This window comes from Hymenobacter sp. DG01, from assembly GCF_006352025.1.
In the GTDB taxonomy this organism is placed as follows: domain Bacteria; phylum Bacteroidota; class Bacteroidia; order Cytophagales; family Hymenobacteraceae; genus Hymenobacter.
Window position 1 is genome coordinate 36,485 of record NZ_CP040936.1, and the last position, 18,899, is coordinate 55,383.

Here is an 18,899-nt window from a genome sequence, read left to right on the forward strand (position 1 = left end):
GGGTGGAGGGGAGCCCGAGGGGTAGCCGCGGTGGGGTGGGTAGGAAAGGAACGAGAACGTGAGTAAGTAAAGGTGCAGAATTTCTTCCGAACACTTGTTAGTAAGGAAGGGTGCCGCTGCCTACATGCGGGGCTCCCACTTTACTTCTTCGGCATTCAGCTCATGCGCCATCTGGCGGCTGAGTACGAAAAGAAAATCGGAGAGGCGGTTGAGGTACATAATTACCAGGTCGGCCACGAAGGAGTCTTCGCGCAGCTGAATTACCAGCCGCTCGGCCCGCCGGCATACGCACCGGGCTACGTGGGCAAATGATACCGACTGGTGTCCGCCCGGCAATACAAAAACCCGCAACTCGGGCAGGCCTTCATTCATGCGGTCCATTTCGCGCTCCAGCAGGGTAATGTCCTCGGCCTGGAGGTCCGGAATTTTCATTCTGGATTTTTCCGGATCGGAAGCCAGTGAGGCCCCTATGGTAAAAAGACGATCCTGAATTTCTTTGAGCAAGCCGCGGCGGGAGGCATTTACATCCTGGTCGCGCACCAGACCCACGTAGGAGTTCAACTCATCTACCGTACCGTAGCAGTCTATGCGGAGGCTGGATTTGGGCACGCGCGTGCCGCCAATGAGCGAGGTCAGGCCCTGGTCGCCGGTTTTGGTATAGATTTTCAACAGAGAGGCAAAAACAGTAGAACAGAAAGTCCAACTACTAACAACCGGCCCAAAATGTTAGCCCGCGCAGGCAAATGAAGTTCCGGTAGCTACTGGTTGGCTAGCTGATGGGTTGCCACATCGTTGTTAACCACGTCTGATTCCACCAGGCCGTCGCGCAGGCGCACAATGCGGTGGGCGTGGCGGGCAATGTCCTCCTCGTGCGTTACCATGATAATAGTGTTCCCACGCACGTACAGCGCTTCAAACAACTCCATGATTTCGTGGCTGGTGCGGGTGTCGAGGGCACCGGTGGGTTCGTCGGCGAGAATGATGCTGGGGTTGTTGACCAAGGCCCGGGCAATGGCTACGCGCTGGCGCTGGCCGCCACTCAGCTCATTGGGCTTGTGCATGGAGCGCTCGGCCAGTCCTACGCTGCGTAGGGCCTCATGGGCCATGTCCTGCCGCTCACTTTTACCATAGCCCGCATAAATCAGGGGTAGGGCTACGTTATCAAGCGCCGTGGCCCGGGGCAGCAGGTTAAACGACTGGAACACAAAGCCGATTTCCCGGTTCCGTACGTCGGCCAGCTGGTTGTCCGTCATGTTGCTGACGTCCTTGCCATTCAGAATATAGCGGCCGCCGGAAGGAGTGTCCAGGCAGCCCACGATATTCATGAGCGTGGACTTGCCCGAGCCGGAAGGCCCCATGAAAGCAACGTACTCACCCCGCTGAATGGTAATGGACACCGATTGCAGGGCATGAATTTCCTCCGTTCCCATACGGTAAACTTTGGAAATATCAGTGGTTTCGATAACGGGATACAGCATAACCAGTGTGGCCAGGTTAGTTCCAGGGGGTACCCGAGGAGGCATAAGCCGCCCGCCGGGCCGCGTACTCTGTACGAAAGGTAACGTAATCTGCCGGGGAAAGCAACGCACCCAAGTGAGCTAGGGGCGCCTCCGCGTACTCGGTGAGGCCCACCGGCACGGCTGCCAGCACGTAAGCCTTAAGCAGGACCACCGACTCAGGGTTGTACTCGATGCCCCGCAACAGCGTGTTATAGGCCGCTGAAAAGTTGCGCTGACGGGTGTAGAAATCAGCGGCGGCTACTACCCCATTCTCTACGAAGGGGGCCTCCCGAACCAGTTGGGCGTACAGTTGTGCGGCTGATTTTGGCTGCTTGTCGGCTTCGGCCAGTGCTGCTCGGAAATAAAGGCGGTAAAATTGGTCAAATCCCTCAAAACGGCCTTGCGCGATGAGCTGCCGAAGGGCGAGCCACTGTTTTTCCCGGGTGTACAGCTCGCCACGCAGCACGTTCCAACGCGAGGCGGCCGGTGCATTAACCGGTGGCGCAAAATCCGTTAGGGCCTGGCGGGCCGCAGCCAGTTGCCCGGCCTGCATTGCGCGGGGCAGCTGAGCCAGCAGCGCCTCCGTGCGTAAGGCCGGCGCCGATAAGCTCCGAGCGGTTTGGATTAAGTCAGTGGCGGGTAGTTCGTCGCCACGAACAACCAGATATTGTACCTGTAGCGAATCGGGAGCCTGTTGGTAAAACGTACGAAAATCCGGGTCGAGCACTGCCAGTAGCCGGCGGGCAGGAGGAATGGAGGCCAGGTCAGCGCCTACCGCGGCTTGACGGGCTACGCGGCGCGCTGAATCGGGCTGGTTGGTCAGCGCCAGGGCATAGGCCGCCGGGAGGGCTGCCGTGGAGGAGCCATTTTGCCGGGCTTCCGCTAAGCGAAGAGCCGCCGGCGCCGGTAGGTGTTGGTCGAGCAGCCAGAGGCCTTGTAGCTGCTGGTAGTACGCGGTAGCGGGGCCCGAGCCGGTTGCCAGCGGCAGAATGGTTGTTTGGGCCGCCACCGGCCGGCCACCATAGTGCTGGGTAAAAGCCCGCAGGAAATTCAGCTGATCGAGGTAGGCACCATTTTCCGGCCGGGCCGCCAAGTGGGGCAACAGAGCCAGTAGCGTAGTGTCGCGGCGCAGGGCCCGGTTCAGGCCATCGTGGTAGAGGCGGGCAAAGCCAGCGGTTGTCAGGGCCGTTGCTGTATCGGGTAGAGCAACAGTGCCCGCGGGCTGGCCCGTGAAGCGAGCCAGCAATAGGGCGTTGCTGCGCAGGGCGTCGTCGGTGGTGCTCAGGCCCTGCGGCATAAGCGTATTGGCCGCAGCCCATTGCTGCTGCCGGATTAGGTAGGCAAGGCGGTTAGCCAGCAGCACTGCATCGGTGGGGGCTGCTGCTTCGGCCCGCTCCTGATATACCTTCACCGAATCGGTAAGGGCAGAGCGAGTGTAGAGCTGGGCCAGGTCGCCGTTGAGGCGGGCGCTTCGGGGGGCGGCCTTCAGCGCGTCGCGCAGCACATTGAGGCGGTCGAAAAAGTCGCGGGGCTCGTTGTAGAGGGCCGCCAAGCGGAGCGAGATTCTTTCGGATGGACGACGGCTCAGGGCCCGGCGCAGAATATTGATTTCGTTCTGGCGCTGCTGACGGAAGCGGTACAGCGCCGCCCGGCCCAGGCTGGCCTTGTGATTGTGCTGGTCCAGCACATCACTCTCGGCATAGTAGCGTTCGGCCAGCAGCGCCTGCGAAAGGTCATCGGGGGTAAGCTCGCTTTGTAAGCGGGCTAGGTCGCCCAGGTTGTTGTAGTAGCCCGCTTTTACCTGGTTGGCGATGATAAACTGGTTGCGCAACAGCACCAGGCCCAGCAGCCCAAGGCCCAAGCCGTACATGGCATAGAACGGAAAGCGCCGGGGCTCATACACCACGCGGTGCACCGGCAGCTTCTGGCGCAGCAAGGGGGCAAAGTTCAGCAGCACGTACAGCAGAAAAGCACCGCCCACGCACAGCAGCGCCAAGGCTGTGAAGTCGCGGGCAGCCAGCAGCAGCGGGTCGTTGGCGGTAGCCAGCGCGTACCCGAGGGCAGCCGCGCCCAGCAGTACCAGCGCCAGATACAGTAGCTGCATGCCGGAGTGGTAGGGCACCCAGGCCTGGTAGGTGGTAGCCCGGCGCCGGAGCCTCAGCCAGCCAATGACCACGGCCGGCAGCAGCAGCACCAGCGGATCAAGGTGCCAGCCAGGGGCTATTTCTACCTCCCCATTGTTCCAGTAGTAAAGCAGCAGCGTGCCCAGATACAAGCCACTGGCCAGCACGAAGGGTAGCACGCCAAAGCGTGCCGCCGGCGTATCGGCCTGGGTGTTTAGCCATAGCAGGCCATGCACATTCTCGAAGGCCACCCACACCACCACCAGTGCAAAAGCTACCGCGCCACTTACTGTAAAGAAGCCGCTCAGGTGCAGGGCCGTTACCTCGGCCGGGGCCGGGCTCTGCGTAAACAATAAGGCTCCTAAACCAGCTACCAGAAGTCCGAAGAGCAGCAGGCGTTTCAGCAGGCTGGTTTCCGGATGGAAGGCGTGGAAATAGTAGGCGGGTAACCCCAGCGCGGCTAATGCCAGCACCAGAAAGTACTGCTGCCCGGCATCAAATACATTCAGTAAGTCCGCATTCAAGGACATCAACAGGAAGATGACCAGGGCCATGCCAGCCACAAAGGCGGGCCGGGCCAGGCGGCTGATAACGGCCAGAAAATAGGCCAGGGCTACCCCCAGCAAACCTACCAAGGCAAACGCCGCTTCCGAGCGCAGAAAGGGCCCGGCCACATCGTAGGTTTGCGTGACCAGGTAGGTATTAGCCTGCACGGGTAGTGCTTCCAAGCCAATGCGCACGGTAGCCACGGTAGTAGGCACCGGGGTTAGCTGTGCTACCGGCTGCACCGGCAGGACGGCATCTTCGGCAGTGAAATAGTGCCAGCCCGCTGCTGCCACAGCCAGCACGGCGCATAGCGCAAGAAGCAAAAGCGGGCCGTGCCACTGGCGCGGGCGCGGCGAAACGGTGGAGGAAGCAGCAGGCACCAACAGTTAGTCCAGCACTTTAGGTACGCGGAAGTAGTCGGAGTCTTTGCGCGGGGCGTTGCGCAGGCCATCCTGGTGGCTTACCGTGTTTTGCGGCTCGTCGGGGCGCAACACGTTAATTTCCTGGGACAGGTGTACCAGCGGCTCTACGTCGGTGGTATCCAGCTGGCGGAGCTGATCCACCCAGTCCAGAATCTTGTTCAGGTCGCCGAGCATCTGCTGCTCTTTGGTGGCGTCAAACTCAAGGCGGGCCAGGTGGGCCAGGCCGCGAAGGGTAGCAAGGTCGGTGCTCACAGGATAAAAGAAAGTGAGAGGTAAAGATGAGAAATTGAAGCCGGGAAAGCAGGGTATTGGCTGAAAGAGGCCAGAGCGCCGGGCGAGGGGTCAGGCCCGCACCAGGGGTTCCGGTTCCGCCGGCCGCCAGGTGCTGGCCTCCGGAATGCCCCCGGCCTCGGGCCGCAGGGCGCTGGCAATAAGGTCGTAGGCCTGCTGTTTCAGGGCTGGGGCATCGGCGGTGGTGAGACCAGTGGTTGGAATAGGTTCGTGCACGATGATGGCCAGGCGGGAGTAGCGCACCCGCAGGCCGCTAACATCGGGCATAAACCGGTGGTTCAGGGGCATGGTAATGGGCACCACGGGCACCCCAGCCGCAATGGCCAGCTGAAAGGCTCCATCCTTGAAGGGTTCCAGCTGCTGGCCGGGAGTTTTGGAAATAGCGCCTTCCGGGAAGATAACCACGGAGCGGCCCGCTTCCAGCGTGCGGCGGGCCTGCACCATCGCGCGGCCCCGACTCACAGCACTTTCGCGGTCCACGGTAATGTAGGCCCGCCCGAAGATGGGACCCCACACCGGCACCTGCGCCAGCGAGCTTTTACCCATAATATTAAGCCAGCCAGGAATGGTGCGGAACAGCAGGGGAATATCAATGTAGGAGCTGTGGTTGGCTACGTACACGCAAGGTTGGCCAACCGGCAGCCGATGGGCGCCTACGGTTTCTACCGGCATGCCCCACATCCGAATGAAAAGCTTGCTCCAGTATCGGTTGAGAGCATGCAGGTAGCGGTGCCAGGCAGGGCGCTGGCTTAGGGCCCACTGCAGCGGATACGTCAGCACGAACGGCATTACAAACCAGAACGTAGCCCAGGTGGTGTACAATCGGTGGCCGATAAAGCGGAGTAAGCGCGACATGGGTGCAAAAGTACGGGGAATGTCAGAAGGGGCCTATGTCCAGCTGGCTGGCCGGTGGCTGTCGGGCCAGGCCGACTGCCGCTACACGCCCAGCAGCCGGGCGGCTTTCAGCAGGCCGGCCACACTAATGGCGTCCGTGATGCGGCTCTCCATTACCAGCTCCACCGCCTGGGCCAGGGGGAGCTTCCAGAGGCGCAGATCCTCGGTTTCTTCGGGTTCCACGTCGCCCTGGGTTAGCTCCTGGGCCAGAAACACGAAGCCTTCTTCATCCGTGACGGAGTTGGACGTGTGCAGGCGCATGATGTTGGTCCAGCGGGCAGCCAGCAGACCGGTTTCTTCGCGCAGCTCCCGCTGCGCCGATTCCAGGATATCCAGCTCCACGGGGCCGCCACCCATCGGAATTTCCCAGCTGTACTCGCTCAGGGCGTAACGGTACTGGCCCACCAGCCAGGTGTTGCCTTCCGCGTCAACCGGAATGATGCCCAGGGCTTTATTCTTCATGGACACTACCCCATAAATACCCGGGTTGCCGGCGGGGTTGATGATTTGGTCTTCCCGCACCCGAATCCAGGGATTCTGGTACTTGATTTCCGAGTTCAGGCGCTGCCAGGGGTTATGGTTTTCGTCAACGTGCGGAGCGGAGGTAGGGGTCATGCCGGGTATAGAAGAAGATAGATGACGGCCGCAAAGGTAGGGCCCGGCGCGTTTTTAACCGGACGCCGCTGCTCTCACCGGGCAGAATACACAGTTTGCCGGGCATGAGCGGCCATTAAGCCAATAACCCAGCACAGGGCCTTGGGGCTAGCTTACCTTTGACTCAGTAATAAAGCAGCGCGCGTAGGGTTTATGGAAAGGAAGGCTCGTACCGCGAAGTGTTGACCACCGACAAAAGGAGTAGGGTGGATGAATGATATTTGTCGGTCAACGCGACGGAAAAAGCCGCTGCCTCAGGCAGCGGCTTTTTTATTTGCCTTGGGGCTGGGGCCCGAATCCTGTAAGCCGGTAAGGCTAACCTCAGCCTTCGGGCATGCGTAGGAAACCGTAATCGGCCGTTCATTTCCCGACCGATGCTTTCCTTTTTATGGCTAACCAACCGAAAAACCAAGCATCTCAGCCGCAAGCCGGCGACCCGCTATTCAATCTCAAGCACGCCCAGGCCGAGTCGGAACTGGCCGAAAAAACCGGTGGCCTCGGACCCATTACTAACGTGTACATCACCACGGACGAAGATGATTCCATCGATGAAGGTCCCCGCGACAAACAGGGCTTCCGCCGCGGTGAGTCGGCCGGACCGGATGCAGGCTCCACGGCCGGCAGTCATAAATAAAATCAGGTGCGCGCCAGACGTGCACACGTGAGCATCGTTGCTCTGGAAAAGCCTCCGCGGGCGCTTCGGCCCTCGCGGAGGCTTTTTTATGTTCGGCCAGGTCACTGGAAATTGTGCCTACCCCCGACCGGAGCCTAAGGCTAAAGCCGGTAAGTGCTGCGTATTTTCGCGCCGTATGTTACTAGTATCTCACACCGGCGAGCCGCTGGAAGCTGGTCTCGATGAAGCCGGCCGCGGCTGTTTGGCCGGCCCGGTATTTGCCGCCGCCGTTATTCTGCCCCCGGATTTTGCCCCGCGCTACCTCAACGATTCCAAGCAAATGACGGCCAAGCGCCGCGAGCAGGTGCGCCTCGAAATCTGCCAGGAAGCAATTTCCTGGGCCGTAGCCGAAGCCTCGCCCCAGGAAATTGCCAGCCTCAACATTGCCCAGGCCAGCTATCTGGCCATGCACCGTGCCGCCGAGCAGCTGCAACCGCGTCCTACCCACCTGCTGGTAGATGGCAACCGCTTTCGGGCCCACGCCATTCCGCACACCTGCATCATCGGGGGTGATGCGGTGTACCGGTCCATTGCTGCCGCTTCGGTGCTAGCCAAAACTTTCCGCGATGAGCGGATGCGGGAGCTGGCCCAGAAGTACCCGGCGTATGGCTGGGAGCAAAACGCCGGCTACCCCACTGCCGCCCACCGTACCGCCATCCGCAACTTCGGGCCCACCGAACACCACCGCATGGGCTTTCGGCTGCTTTGAAGAGTGGTGGAATGGTGAATTGGTGATTTGACACTTTACAAGTGCTGATGGGGTAGGCCCAATGGTACGGGCCATTAGCCGTGCCGCTTCTGACCTTTCAAACGCCCCGTAGGGGTGGCATATTGGTAGTAATCCATGGGCCATACTGTGTAAAAAGCCCCAGCGGGGCGCCACCACTCGTTCAACGAGTAGTGGCGCCCCGCTGGGGCTTTGAGCTATCAGGAGGGGTAGGGCCTGCTACTGGTCGGTCATCTTCTAGGGTTACCTAGGCCGCAGGTGCACTATGACTACCTCTTCTTTACTCCTTCAAGCGCAGCAAATCCAGGAAAAGGCTAAAGCCATCCACGGTGGTGCCGCCCTCCCCGAAGCTGTCGAAGCTCAGGGGCTTGATGATGTAGCCGCTCACGGCCAGGTCCTGGGCCTTCAGGCGGTCAGTTTCCAGATCAGAGGTTGTTGTGATGAACACGTTGAGGCCTACGAACTCCGGGTCGGAGCGCAGGGTAGAAAGCAACTCCAGCCCGTTCATGCGCGGCATGTTCAGATCGAGCATTACCACGCTGGGCTTCGGAATGGCGGGTTGACCGCCCTCGCCGCGCAGCATGTTCAGGGCCTCGCGGCCGTTGCGGGCAATGTAGAGGGGCACGTCCACATTATGCTTGCGCAGCTCGCGCTGCACATTCATAATGTCTAGTTGGTCGTCCTCGACAAGTAAGATGCTGGGTTGTTCGGAAGCAGAAGCCATAGAAAGAAGAGCAGGATAGGTGCCTGATGGCAGCTGTTTTTATACGGCAAGTAACGCACAATGGAGGAAATGGCTGGGCCAGAAACTTAGGCCTCGGAGCGGCGGGCGCGCTCTTTAGGCCAGGTGAAGATGAAAGTCGCCCCCTGACCCTCAATGGATTCAACGCGGATGGTGCCGCCCTGGCGCTCCACAATTTTCTTGACAATAGCCAGCCCTACCCCCGTGCTTTCCAGCGTGTCGCGCTCCGTCAGGGTCTGGAAAATGACAAAAATCCGCTCGTGGTATTCCGGCGCGATGCCAGGGCCATCGTCGGCGACGGAAAAGGTGTAGAACTGAGGGCCTTCCACGCAGCCAATGCGCACGGTGCCCTGCTCGGGCTGGTGATGATACTTGAGGGCGTTGCTGATGAGGTTGGTGAACACCTGCTGCAGCTGTACGCGGTTGGTATGCAGGGTGGGCAGGTAAAAGGGCAATTCTACCTCAAAGCCGGCCGGCAGATCCAGCGAGTCAATGATTTCGCGCAGCAGCTGGCGCACAAACACAGGTTCATCGGCCTGGGGCGTGCGGCCTACACGGGCCAGATCCAGGATGCCGGTAATCAGGCTTTCCATGCGCCGGACCCGGGTGCGCATCAGCTTCAGGAACTCGCGGATGTGCTCGGGCAAGTCTTGGCCCATATCCTCCTCAATCCACCGCGAGGCAGTTTCAATGCCCCGCAGCGGGGCCTTCAGGTCGTGGGATACCACGTAGGCGAACTGGTCCAGCTCCTGGTTGCGTTTCTCCAGCTGCTGAATGTTGGCGTTGATGGTATCGGTCATGGTATTGAGCGAATCGGCCAGCTCTGTTAGCTCATCCTGCTCCTGGTCGCGCACCTGGGCCGTGTAGTTGCCGGCCGCAATGCGCTGGGCCTGACTAACCATGCCCCCAATGCGGCGTGAGAGCTGGCGCACGAGGTAGGAGGCGTACAGCAGCCCCAGGAAAATGGTAGCCAGCGTAATGCTTACCGACAGTATCCGGGTTTCCCGGATACTGTCGCGCAGCTTAATGCGCTGCTTGATCCGGATGTCGGTTTCTACCTTCTCGAAGGCCGCAAACAGCACCCTGATCTGATCCATGAGGTTTTTGCCCGTCAGGTCAGTGGATAGGTTGCGGTGTTCCAGGTCGTTGAGGCCGGTTTGGCTGGGGTTGCGGCGCAGGGCCTCGCGCTTCTCGCTGATGAGCAGGTGCGAAAAGGCGGTCCACTGCTGAAACAGCTGCTGCGCCCGCACCATGCGCTCGTACTGGGGCGTGCCTACGGTCAGGTCGTTGCGCAGCTCCGCGAAGCGGCCCAGCAGGTTCCGCTCGCCGGCGTAGTAGGGGTCGAGCACGATTTCGTTGCCGATGAGCAGGTAGCCCCGAAACCCGGTTTCCATGTCGATGATGTTGCGCAGCAGGGTGGTGGCCTCACCCGTGATGCGCGTGGAGCGCTCTACGCGCTGGGAGTTGCGCAGTACGGCCCGGGAAAGCTGATAGTTAATGGCTACTACCCCGGCGAAGAGCACGGAGATGGCCACAAAGCCAGCAAATAGTTTGGTAGAGATTTTCAGCTTCATGCAGAACGACGGCGGCGGGGACCGGGCTTGCTTACCGGCTCCCGCGGAGTTTCTGCTCCATGGTACGCAGCAGATTGGTAATATGGTCGGCTATGGTGTTCATTTCGGCCAGCCCCGTAATGGCCTCCTCCTTCTGCCCGTTCTGGTGCAGATCCATGAGGCGGTTGGCTACTTGGTGCATCCGAACATGGACGCGGTCCAGTTCCCGGGTTTCGGGCAGGTGCCCGTAGTCCGGCAGGGCTTTGTCAGTAATCCATTGCCCGAAGCTGCAGGCTTGCGGGTCGCGGATGGGCGCCTCACTCGTACCGCTGCCGTAGAGAAAGGACCGAAGTTTCGACTTAAACAGCAGATGCTTGACAAGCGCTGATTCGAAGTCCTGTTTGAGGTCGTTGGTCATGGAAAATAGAAAAGCAGCGCGGGCAATAAATGGGCCGGCAAAATAAGGGCCGCCACCTGAAGGTACGCCGAACAGAGTTTCTGGCATGAGCCAGACGACAAAGTTAGCGCAATCCGGCGGTGCTACCGGGCATAATTGGCTACTTTCGCCCTGGCAAGGGCCCCTCGATTTTCCGGCCCCCGCCGGGGCATCAGTTCCCGACCCCGATATTCCTACCCCATCCTCCACCCCACGATGTCTGAAACGCTCAAAACCGTTCCGCTCAATGATGTGCACCAGCAGCTAGGTGCCAAAATGGTGCCTTTCGCGGGCTATAACATGCCCGTGCGCTACTCCTCCGACCTCGACGAGCACCACACCGTGCGGCGCGCCGTGGGCATTTTCGACGTGTCGCACATGGGCGAGTTCCGGGTGCGCGGCCCCCAGGCCCTACCCCTCATCCAGCGCGTAACCTCCAACGACGCCAGCAAGCTCACGCCCGGTAAAGCCCAGTACAGCTGCCTGCCCAACCAGGAAGGCGGCATCGTGGACGATTTGCTGGTGTACATGCTGGGTGAGGAAGACTACTTGCTGGTGGTCAATGCCTCGAACATCGAGAAGGACTGGAACTGGATTCAGCAGTTCAACCAGGACGGCGCCGAGATGCAGAACGTATCGGACGACATTAGCCTGTTCGCGGTGCAGGGCCCCAAGGCCATTGCCGCCCTGCAGCCCCTCACCGATGCCGACCTGAGCAGCATTCCGTACTACTCCTTCGTGCAGGGCACCTTCGCTGGCGCGCCCGACGTCATCATCTCGGCCACGGGCTACACCGGGGCGGGCGGCTTCGAGCTGTACGTACCCAACGAGCACGCCCAGCAAGTGTGGGAGAAAATTATGGAAGCCGGTCAGCCCCACGGCCTCAAGCCCATTGGCCTGGGTGCCCGCGACACGCTGCGCCTGGAAATGGGCTACTGCCTCTACGGCAACGACATCACCGACGAAACCTCGCCCCTGGAAGCCGGCTTGGGCTGGATTACTAAGTTCACCAAGGATTTCACCAACGCCGACAACCTGAAAAAGCAGAAGGAAGCCGGTGTGGAACGCAAGCTGGTGGGCTTCCTGATGGACGGCCCCGGCATTCCGCGCGGCCACTACGAGCTGGTAAACGAAGCCGGCGAGAAAATCGGGGACGTCACCAGTGGTACCCAGTCGCCGAGCCTGAGCAAGGGCATTGGCCTAGGTTACGTGAAAACTGAGCTGAGCGCGCCGGGTAGCAAGATTTTCGTGCAGGTACGCGGCAAGCAGCTGCCCGCTACGGTTGTGAAGCTGCCCTTCGTGAAAGGCACCGAGGAAGCGTAATCAATTCCTAATTGATAGTTGCCAGTTGCCAGTAGAAATACGGCAACTGGCATTTCCTTTTTATTGCTCAACAAGTAGCAGTTCTGCGTCTGCGCCTTGCTACTTCTCTTCAACCGGCAACTACCTGCCGGCGACCGAATCATGCCTACTCTCGACATCTGTTTTTCGCCTGAGTTGCTACCCCTCTTCAACCTGCAAGGCCGGGTAGCAGTGGTGGTTGATATTCTGCGGGCCACGTCCTCCATTGTCACGGCGCTGGCCCAGGGCGTAACCCACCTGGTGCCGTTCAGTGAGCTGGACGATTGCCGGGCCATGGCCGCCCAGGGTTACCTGACTGCCGCTGAGCGCGACGGCCGGCAGGCCGAGAGCGTGGACCTGGGCAACTCACCCTTTGGCTACCTCGATGGGGTAGTACCCGTGCGCGGCCGCGCCGTGGCCATCACCACCACCAACGGCACCCGCGCCCTGCACCTTTCCGCCGCCGCCGATGAAATTGTGGTGGGCGCTTTCCTAAACATCGGGGCTGTAGCAGATTATCTGCGGCAGCTGGGCAAAGATGTGGTGGTAGTCTGCGCCGGCTGGAAGGGCAATTTCTGCCTCGAAGACACCCTGTTCGGAGGAGCCCTGGCCGCCCGTCTGCAAGCCGAGTTCAACGCCACTGGCTCCGATTCCACCCTGGCTGCCCTCGACCTCTGGCAGGCTGCCCAACCTGATGCCGCCGCCTACCTGCTCAAGTCCTCGCATGTGCGCCGCCTGAACCACCTGGAGGCTCATAAGGACATGGAGTTCTGCATACGACAGGATGAGTATGGCGTAGTGCCGGTGTTTCGGGAGGGTAAAATTCAATCACGGATTTAGACGGATTTACCGGATTGCACAAATTTTAACTACGATTCCAAGAAACAGCAAAGGCGCCTCATCAAGGCGCCTTTGCTGTTTCTTGGAATCGTCCTTCCAGACGAGTTGAGTTTGGCTATAATAACCCGTGCAGTCTGATAAATCCGTCTAAATCCGTGATTAGAACTGGGCCTGCTCCGTGCTGCCGACCAGAGCGGCGGTGCTGGTTTGCCCGGCCGTTACCACGTTCTGCACGGCGTCGAAGTAGCCGGTACCTACAAACGCCTGGTGCTTTACGGCCTTGAAACCTTGTTTCTGAAGGGCAAACTCCCGCTCCTGCAGCTCCGAGTAGCCGGCCATGCCCCGGTCGCGGTAGGCGGAGGCCAGCTCGAACATGCTGGTGTTGAGGGCGTGAAAACCGGCCAGCGTAATAAACTGGAATTTGTAGCCCATAGCCGCCAGCTCCTCCCGGAAGGTTTCCATCTGCTCCCGGCTGAGCCGGGCGGCCCAGTTAAAGGACGGTGAGCAGTTGTAGGCCAGCAGCTTTCCGGGAAATTGAGCATGAATACCTTCGGCGAAGCGGCGGGCCTGCTCCAGGTCGGGCGTGGAGGTTTCCATCCAGATCAGGTCGGCGTAGGGGGCGTAGGCCAGGCCGCGGGCTATGCCGGCTTCCACCCCGCAGCGCACCCGATAAAACCCCTCGGAGGTGCGCTCGGCCTCCTGCAGAATAAAGGGCTGGTCGCGCGGGTCCACTTCGGAGGTAAGCAGGTCGGCGGCGTCGGCATCGGTGCGGGCCACCAGCAGGGTAGGCACACCCAGCACATCAGCGGCCAGGCGGGCGGCCACCAGCTTGTTGATGGCTTCCTGGGTCGGCACGAGCACTTTGCCGCCCAGGTGTCCGCACTTCTTGGCTGAAGAAAGCTGATCTTCAAAATGTACGCCCGCCGCCCCGGCCTCAATCATCATCTTCATCAGCTCAAACGCATTCAGGTTGCCCCCGAAGCCCGCTTCCGCGTCGGCCACGATGGGCACCAGCCAGTGCACCGAGCCCTCACCCGACACGCTCTGAATCTGGTCGGCGCGCAGCAGGGCGTTGTTGATGCGGCGCACCACGTTGGGCACCGAGTCGGCGGGGTAGAGGCTTTGGTCGGGGTACATGTGGCCGGCCCCGTTGGCATCGGCCGCCACCTGCCAGCCCGAGAGGTAGATGGCCGACAGCCCCGCCTGCACCTCCTGCACGGCCTGGTTGCCGGTCAGGGCCCCCAGTCCGGCCACGTATTCCTGCGTGTGCAGCAGGCGCCACAGCCGCTCGGCGCCCTGCCGGGCCAGGGTGTACTCAATGTGTACCGAGCCGCGCAGCTTCAGCACGTCTTCGGCCGAGTAGGGCCGCCGGATGCCCTGCCAGCGCGGGTTGGTGGCCCATTCCTGTTCCAGTACGGTAATGCGTTCCTGCTTGTTCATGGGGGTAGGGGTTAGCGGTGAAAAGTGGAAAGTGAAGGCAAGGCTCTGCCCGGCCGACTGCGCAAGCGGCTTTCAGGGTTGAGCCACAAGAAGGGGGTAGGGCTGACGAAGTAGCTGGTAGGAAGCGGGTCCCGTTCCCTACGAAATGCTGTTAGGTCAGCTGCTCGTAGGCAGGCACGGTCAGGAATTCGATGAAATACTTGCTGGTGACCAGCTGATCGAACAGGCGGGCTGCTTCCGCGTAGCGGCCGGCAGCGTAGCGCTGTTCACCCACCAGGGCCTTGATCTTATCCAGCTGGCCCGGCACCAGGGAGCGGTACAGCTCCAGCGTGAGGGGGCGGCCATCCTGCAGGGTAGTGCCGGGCGTGTGCAGCCACTGCCACACCTGGGCCCGACTGATTTCGGCGGTGGCGGCGTCTTCCATCAGGTTGTAAATCGGTACGCAGCCGTTGCCGCCCAGCCACGACTCGAGGTACTGAATGGCTACGTCGATATTGAGCTTAAGGCCTTCCTCTGTGATATTACCAGCGGGGGCGCGGACCAGATCAGCCGCTGTTACGTGCACGTCGTCGCACTTCTTATCAATCTGGTTGGGCTGGGGCATCAGGTCATTAAACACATCCAGGGCCACTGGCACTAAGCTAGGGTGGGCCACCCAGGTACCGTCGTGGCCGGCGCGGGCCTCCCTGATTTTATCTTGGCGGACTTTCTCCAGGGCTGCTTCATTGGCTTCTGGGTCGTTCTTGATGGGAATCTGGGCAGCCATACCGCCCATGGCGTGCACCCCGCGGCGGTGGCAGGTCTGGATGACGAGCTCGGAGTAAGCCGCCATAAACGGCACCGTCATAGTTACCTCGGCGCGGTTGGGCAGGCGAAACTCCGGCTTCAACCCCAGCCGCTTGATGTAGCTAAAGATGTAGTCCCAGCGCCCGCAGTTCAGCCCGGCCGAGTGCTCGCGTAGCTCCCACAGAATCTCGTTCAGCTCGAAAGCGGCGGGCAAGGTTTCAATGAGGACGGTAGCCTTAATGGTGCACTTGGGCATTTTCATCGACCATTGTGCAAACCCGAATACATCGTTCCAGAGGCGGGCCTCCAGGTGGCTTTCGATTTTGGGCAGGTAGAAGTAGGGGCCGCTGCCCCGGGCGCACAGCTCGTGGGCATTGTGGTAGTAGTACAGCCCGAAGTCGAACAGCGCGGCACTAACCGGCTCGCCATCCACCAGCAGGTGTTTTTCCAGCAGGTGCCAGCCCCGGGGGCGCACCATCAATACGGCCGTTTCCTCGTTCAGCCGGTACTCCTTCTGCGGGGTCGAAAGCGAAATGGTGCGGCGCACGGCATCGCGCAGGTTGCGCTGGCCCTCCACCACGTTGGCCCAGGTAGGTGAGCTGGAGTCCTCCAGATCAGCCATAAACACCTTCGCCCCTGAATTCAAGCCGTTGATAATCATTTTGCGCTCCACGGGCCCGGTAATTTCTACCCGGCGGTCGAGCAGGTCGGCGGGCAGGGGTGCTACCGTCCAGGGCTTTTCCCGAATCAGGCGGGTTTCGGGCAGAAAGTCAGGCAACTGGCCAGCCTCAAATGCGCGTTGCCGCTCCGTACGCCGCTGCAGCAGAGCCCGCCGGGTGCCATCGAAGCGCCGGTGCAGCTCAGCCACGAAAGCCAGGGCCGAGGGCGTCAGGATTTCAGCGTACTCCGGGGAATAAGCTCCCACAATTTTCACGCGCTCCGGCACAAGGTAGGTGGGCGGTGAGGCAAGCGTCTGCGGTTCGGCGATGAATGACATGGGCGTAGCGGTTTGACAATGAACGGAAAGGAACAACCTCCGAGGAGTATGTCAAACATACAAAAGCGAATTTTACCAATCAAGCGAAAATTCGCTAATTTCTTAAAGTCCGTCTATACGGCTAGCTTTGCAGGTTTTTGAGGTACAATGTGCTTGCTCCGGGACCAAACCGGGGCGGGTCTTGGGCTGGAGGTCACAAGCAGGCTTCCGGCTGCCCGGGCAGGTAGGCGCTAGCTGACTGTTCTGGCGCTTTTTGCCGCACATTTTTTAATGTATTCACAGGTATGCTGAGTCACGGCCAAGTTGTCCGGTTGATTTTTGGACTGAAACTGCGGGAACTGCGCCAGGAGCGCGGCTATACCCCCGCGGAGCTGGCCCGTGCCTGCGACGTTTCAGTTTCCTACCTCAATGAGATTGAGAAGGGCAAGAAGTATCCCAAGGCCGATAAGATTCTGAGCCTGAGCAAGGTGCTGGGCGTCAGCTACGACCAGCTGACCTCTCTGACCCTGAGCCGGCGCCTGGAGCCCATTTCCGAGCTGCTGCAATCGGATCTGCTCAAGGAGTTTCCGTTGGATATGTTCGGGCTGGACCCGCTGCGCATTGTAGAACTTATTGCCGATGCGCCGGCCAAGATGAACGCATTCATCAGCACCCTCTTTGAAATTGCGCGCAACTATGAAATGCGGCAGGAGCACTTCTTCCTGGCCGCCCTGCGCTCTTTCCAGGAGATGCACGACAACTACTTTGAGGAGCTGGAGCAGGATGTGCGCACGTTTATGGTCGAGCACAAGCTGCCCGCCGCCGCCCCCCTCGACCGTCGCCAGCTGGAGCGCGTGCTGGTGGAAAAGTACGGCTACACCATTGACCGCACCGGCCTGGACGAATACGCCCACCTGGGCCGTTTGCGCTCCGTATTTCAGCCCAAAACCCGTCGGCTGCTGCTCCGCCCCGGCATGAGTGGGGCCCAGGAAGGGTTTGTGCTGGGCCGGGAGGTAGCATTTAACTACCTGAATCTGCGCGAGCGGCCTTACGTGAATGCCTCCTTCCCGGTGCGCTCCTTTGAAGAGGTGCTCAACAATTTCAAGGCCTCGTACTTTGCCGGCGCGCTCCTGATGGAAGAGGAAATGCTGGTGCGCGACCTCACCCGCTTCTTCACAACCAAAAAGTGGGAGCCGGCCTTGCTGCTGGAGCTGCTGGCCAAGTATGATGTGTCGCCGGAGATGTTCATGCAGCGCATCACCAACCTGCTGCCCCGCCACTTCGGCATCCAGAGCCTGTTTTTCCTGCGTTTCGACCAGGCCAACGCCTCGGCCGGCTACAAGCTGACCAAGGAGCTGCACCTCTCGCGCCTGCACAACCCCCACGGCAACGAGCTGCACGAGCACTACTGCCGCCGCTGGATTTCCCTGCGCATGCTGGCCGAGCTGCGCCAGCAGCCTGCCACCACGGCCCCAAACTACACACTGGGTGCTCAACGCTCCTGCTACCCCAACCACGATGAGTACCTCTGCCTGACCGTGGCCCGGGCCGGCGCGGCCAACGAGCCCGCCGTGAGTGTAACCGTAGGGCTGCTCTGCGATGATAACCTGCGCCAGAAAATCCGTTTCCTCGATGACGCGGTTATTCCGCAGAAGGAGGTAAATGAAACCTGCGAGCGGTGCACCATCCCGAACTGCGAGGTGCGGGCCGCCGCCCCCGTGGAAGTGGAGCGACGCCAGCGCCAGCAGGAGCTGGAAGCCGCCGTGGCCGCCCTGGTAAACGGGGGGTAGGGGCGTTTATGCCTGAGTCAACACCCTGACCTTTTCTGATTTCGTTTGACTACTGCTCCCCGCTCTGCTTTTCGTCGCCTACTGTGGCCGCTTCTGGTATTGCTGTTGCTGCTGCTTGGGGGCCTGGGCGCGGCCTGGTACGTGCTCTGGAAACCCAATGTGCGTCCCTCGGCGTTCGGGCCCGCCTACCTCTACATACGCACCGGAACCGGCTACGCGGCTGTGCTGGACTCATTGCGGAAAGGTGAGCTGCTCCACGACTTCGGCACGTTTGAGCAGGTAGCCCGCTGGCGCGACTACCCCCGGCAGGTGCAGCCCGGCCGCTACCTCTTAAAGCCTGGCCTGAGTAACGCTGCGCTGCTGACCTTGCTGGCTCAGGGCGAGCAAGATACGGTAGCGTTTACCCTCGATGCCTTCAAATACAAGCCCCAACTGGCCCGGCAGGTGGCCCGCCAGCTCGAAACCGACTCGGTGCCGCTGCGGCAGCTGCTGCAGAATAACGCCTACCTCCGGCGCCGCTATCAGCTGGATACTACCACCATCCTGACACTGTTTCTGCCGGGACCGTACCGGCTGCTCTGGAACACTTCGGCCCCTCAGTTTCTGGACTCAGCTGCCGCTATGCACCGCCGCTTCTGGACTACGGAGCGCCGCCGCCGCGCCGATTCGCTGGGCCTCTCGCCCGTAGAGGTGCATGTGCTGGCCAGCATCGTGCAGCGCGAAACGGCCAAGAAGGAAGACAAGCCCCTGATTGCGGGCACCTACCTTAACCGTCTCCGCCGGGGTATGCGCCTGCAGGCCGACCCAACCCTGCTCTGGGCCATTGGTAACTTTGGGGTAAGACGGGTGCTGAACCGGGATAAGCTGGTGGACTCGCCCTACAATACCTACAAGCACAAAGGCCTGCCGCCCGGCCCTATCACCTCGGCCAACCGCCAGAGCCTGGACGCCGTCCTCAAACCCGCCCGCCACGACTACCTCTTCTTCTGTGCCCGCCCCGGCGGCAGCGGCTACTCCGATTTTGCCGCCACCTTCACGGAGCATAAGAAAAACGCCCGCCGCTATCAGCAGTGGCTCGATAGTCTGGGAGTGAAGAGGTGAAACTGCGGAATAGCGGTTTCGGGGAGTTGCTCCGCCGGCGCTTCAGACAGTGGGAGGGGGTAGGG

Annotated in this window: 17 protein-coding genes; 6 read left to right on the plus strand and 11 right to left on the minus strand. The window is 60.8% G+C overall.

Annotated features, from left to right (window positions below; translation table 11 throughout):
- Positions 1-120 precede the first annotated feature (120 nt).
- From FGZ14_RS00125 to FGZ14_RS00150, 6 genes are all read right to left on the minus strand, one after another.
- Positions 121-669: a cob(I)yrinic acid a,c-diamide adenosyltransferase gene (locus FGZ14_RS00125; protein WP_139919994.1), complete on the minus strand. Its 549-nt coding sequence runs from the start codon at positions 667-669 to the stop codon at positions 121-123.
- Between the two features lie 89 nt (positions 670-758).
- Positions 759-1,478: an ABC transporter ATP-binding protein gene (locus FGZ14_RS00130; RefSeq protein WP_139919996.1), complete on the minus strand. Its 720-nt coding sequence runs from the start codon at positions 1,476-1,478 to the stop codon at positions 759-761.
- A gap of 16 nt (positions 1,479-1,494) precedes the next feature.
- Positions 1,495-4,548, minus strand: a complete 3,054-nt coding sequence (locus FGZ14_RS00135) for a lipopolysaccharide assembly protein LapB (RefSeq protein WP_139919998.1) — start codon at positions 4,546-4,548, stop codon at positions 1,495-1,497.
- Positions 4,549-4,554: 6 nt separating this feature from the next.
- Positions 4,555-4,842 (minus strand): Asp-tRNA(Asn)/Glu-tRNA(Gln) amidotransferase subunit GatC, encoded by a 288-nt coding sequence (gene gatC / locus FGZ14_RS00140; RefSeq protein ID WP_139920000.1) that lies wholly within the window; start codon positions 4,840-4,842, stop codon positions 4,555-4,557.
- A gap of 90 nt (positions 4,843-4,932) precedes the next feature.
- Positions 4,933-5,736: a 1-acyl-sn-glycerol-3-phosphate acyltransferase gene (locus tag FGZ14_RS00145; protein ID WP_257883295.1), complete on the minus strand. Its 804-nt coding sequence runs from the start codon at positions 5,734-5,736 to the stop codon at positions 4,933-4,935.
- Positions 5,737-5,817: 81 nt separating this feature from the next.
- Positions 5,818-6,390: an NUDIX hydrolase gene (locus FGZ14_RS00150; protein WP_139920002.1), complete on the minus strand. Its 573-nt coding sequence runs from the start codon at positions 6,388-6,390 to the stop codon at positions 5,818-5,820.
- A 427-nt stretch (positions 6,391-6,817) separates the two neighbouring features.
- Between FGZ14_RS00150 and FGZ14_RS00155 the strand changes: the two genes are divergently transcribed.
- A complete protein-coding gene (locus FGZ14_RS00155; RefSeq protein ID WP_139920004.1) occupies positions 6,818-7,063 on the plus strand; it encodes a hypothetical protein in 246 nt (81 codons plus the stop codon).
- 175 nt (positions 7,064-7,238) lie between these two features.
- Positions 7,239-7,811 (plus strand): ribonuclease HII, encoded by a 573-nt coding sequence (locus FGZ14_RS00160; protein ID WP_139920006.1) that lies wholly within the window; start codon positions 7,239-7,241, stop codon positions 7,809-7,811.
- 298 nt (positions 7,812-8,109) lie between these two features.
- Here FGZ14_RS00160 and FGZ14_RS00165 read toward each other — a convergent pair whose 3' ends face one another.
- From FGZ14_RS00165 to FGZ14_RS00175, 3 genes are all read right to left on the minus strand, one after another.
- Positions 8,110-8,553 (minus strand): response regulator, encoded by a 444-nt coding sequence (locus FGZ14_RS00165; protein WP_139920008.1) that lies wholly within the window; start codon positions 8,551-8,553, stop codon positions 8,110-8,112.
- Positions 8,554-8,639: 86 nt separating this feature from the next.
- Positions 8,640-10,145 carry an ATP-binding protein gene (locus FGZ14_RS00170; RefSeq protein ID WP_139920012.1) on the minus strand — a complete coding sequence of 502 codons (1,506 nt, stop codon included), beginning with the start codon at positions 10,143-10,145 and terminating at the stop codon, positions 8,640-8,642.
- Positions 10,146-10,176: 31 nt separating this feature from the next.
- The gene (locus FGZ14_RS00175) at positions 10,177-10,542 is read right to left on the minus strand and encodes a CZB domain-containing protein (RefSeq protein ID WP_180754433.1); all 366 of its coding nucleotides are present in this window, start codon (positions 10,540-10,542) and stop codon (positions 10,177-10,179) included.
- A gap of 234 nt (positions 10,543-10,776) precedes the next feature.
- Here FGZ14_RS00175 and gcvT point away from each other — a divergent pair, with 234 nt between their 5' ends.
- Complete coding sequence (gcvT, locus tag FGZ14_RS00180; RefSeq protein ID WP_139920016.1) at positions 10,777-11,883, plus strand: glycine cleavage system aminomethyltransferase GcvT; 1,107 nt, start codon at positions 10,777-10,779, stop codon at positions 11,881-11,883.
- Positions 11,884-12,024: 141 nt separating this feature from the next.
- On the plus strand, positions 12,025-12,741 hold the full coding sequence (locus FGZ14_RS00185; RefSeq protein WP_139920018.1) for a 2-phosphosulfolactate phosphatase: 717 nt from the start codon (positions 12,025-12,027) through the stop codon (positions 12,739-12,741).
- A 159-nt stretch (positions 12,742-12,900) separates the two neighbouring features.
- On the opposite strand, the gene aceA is transcribed toward FGZ14_RS00185, so the two are convergent.
- Both aceA and aceB read right to left on the minus strand, forming a co-directional pair.
- The gene (aceA, locus tag FGZ14_RS00190; RefSeq protein WP_139920020.1) at positions 12,901-14,181 is read right to left on the minus strand and encodes an isocitrate lyase; all 1,281 of its coding nucleotides are present in this window, start codon (positions 14,179-14,181) and stop codon (positions 12,901-12,903) included.
- Positions 14,182-14,332: 151 nt separating this feature from the next.
- A complete protein-coding gene (aceB, locus tag FGZ14_RS00195) occupies positions 14,333-15,964 on the minus strand; it encodes a malate synthase A (protein ID WP_139920022.1) in 1,632 nt (543 codons plus the stop codon).
- 311 nt (positions 15,965-16,275) lie between these two features.
- On the opposite strand from aceB, the gene FGZ14_RS00200 reads away from it, so the two are divergent.
- Together FGZ14_RS00200 and mltG are read left to right on the plus strand one after the other, a co-directional pair.
- Complete coding sequence (locus FGZ14_RS00200) at positions 16,276-17,733, plus strand: helix-turn-helix domain-containing protein (RefSeq protein WP_180754434.1); 1,458 nt, start codon at positions 16,276-16,278, stop codon at positions 17,731-17,733.
- Between the two features lie 45 nt (positions 17,734-17,778).
- Positions 17,779-18,834 carry an endolytic transglycosylase MltG gene (gene mltG, locus FGZ14_RS00205; RefSeq protein WP_139920027.1) on the plus strand — a complete coding sequence of 352 codons (1,056 nt, stop codon included), beginning with the start codon at positions 17,779-17,781 and terminating at the stop codon, positions 18,832-18,834.
- Positions 18,835-18,899: the final 65 nt, after the last annotated feature.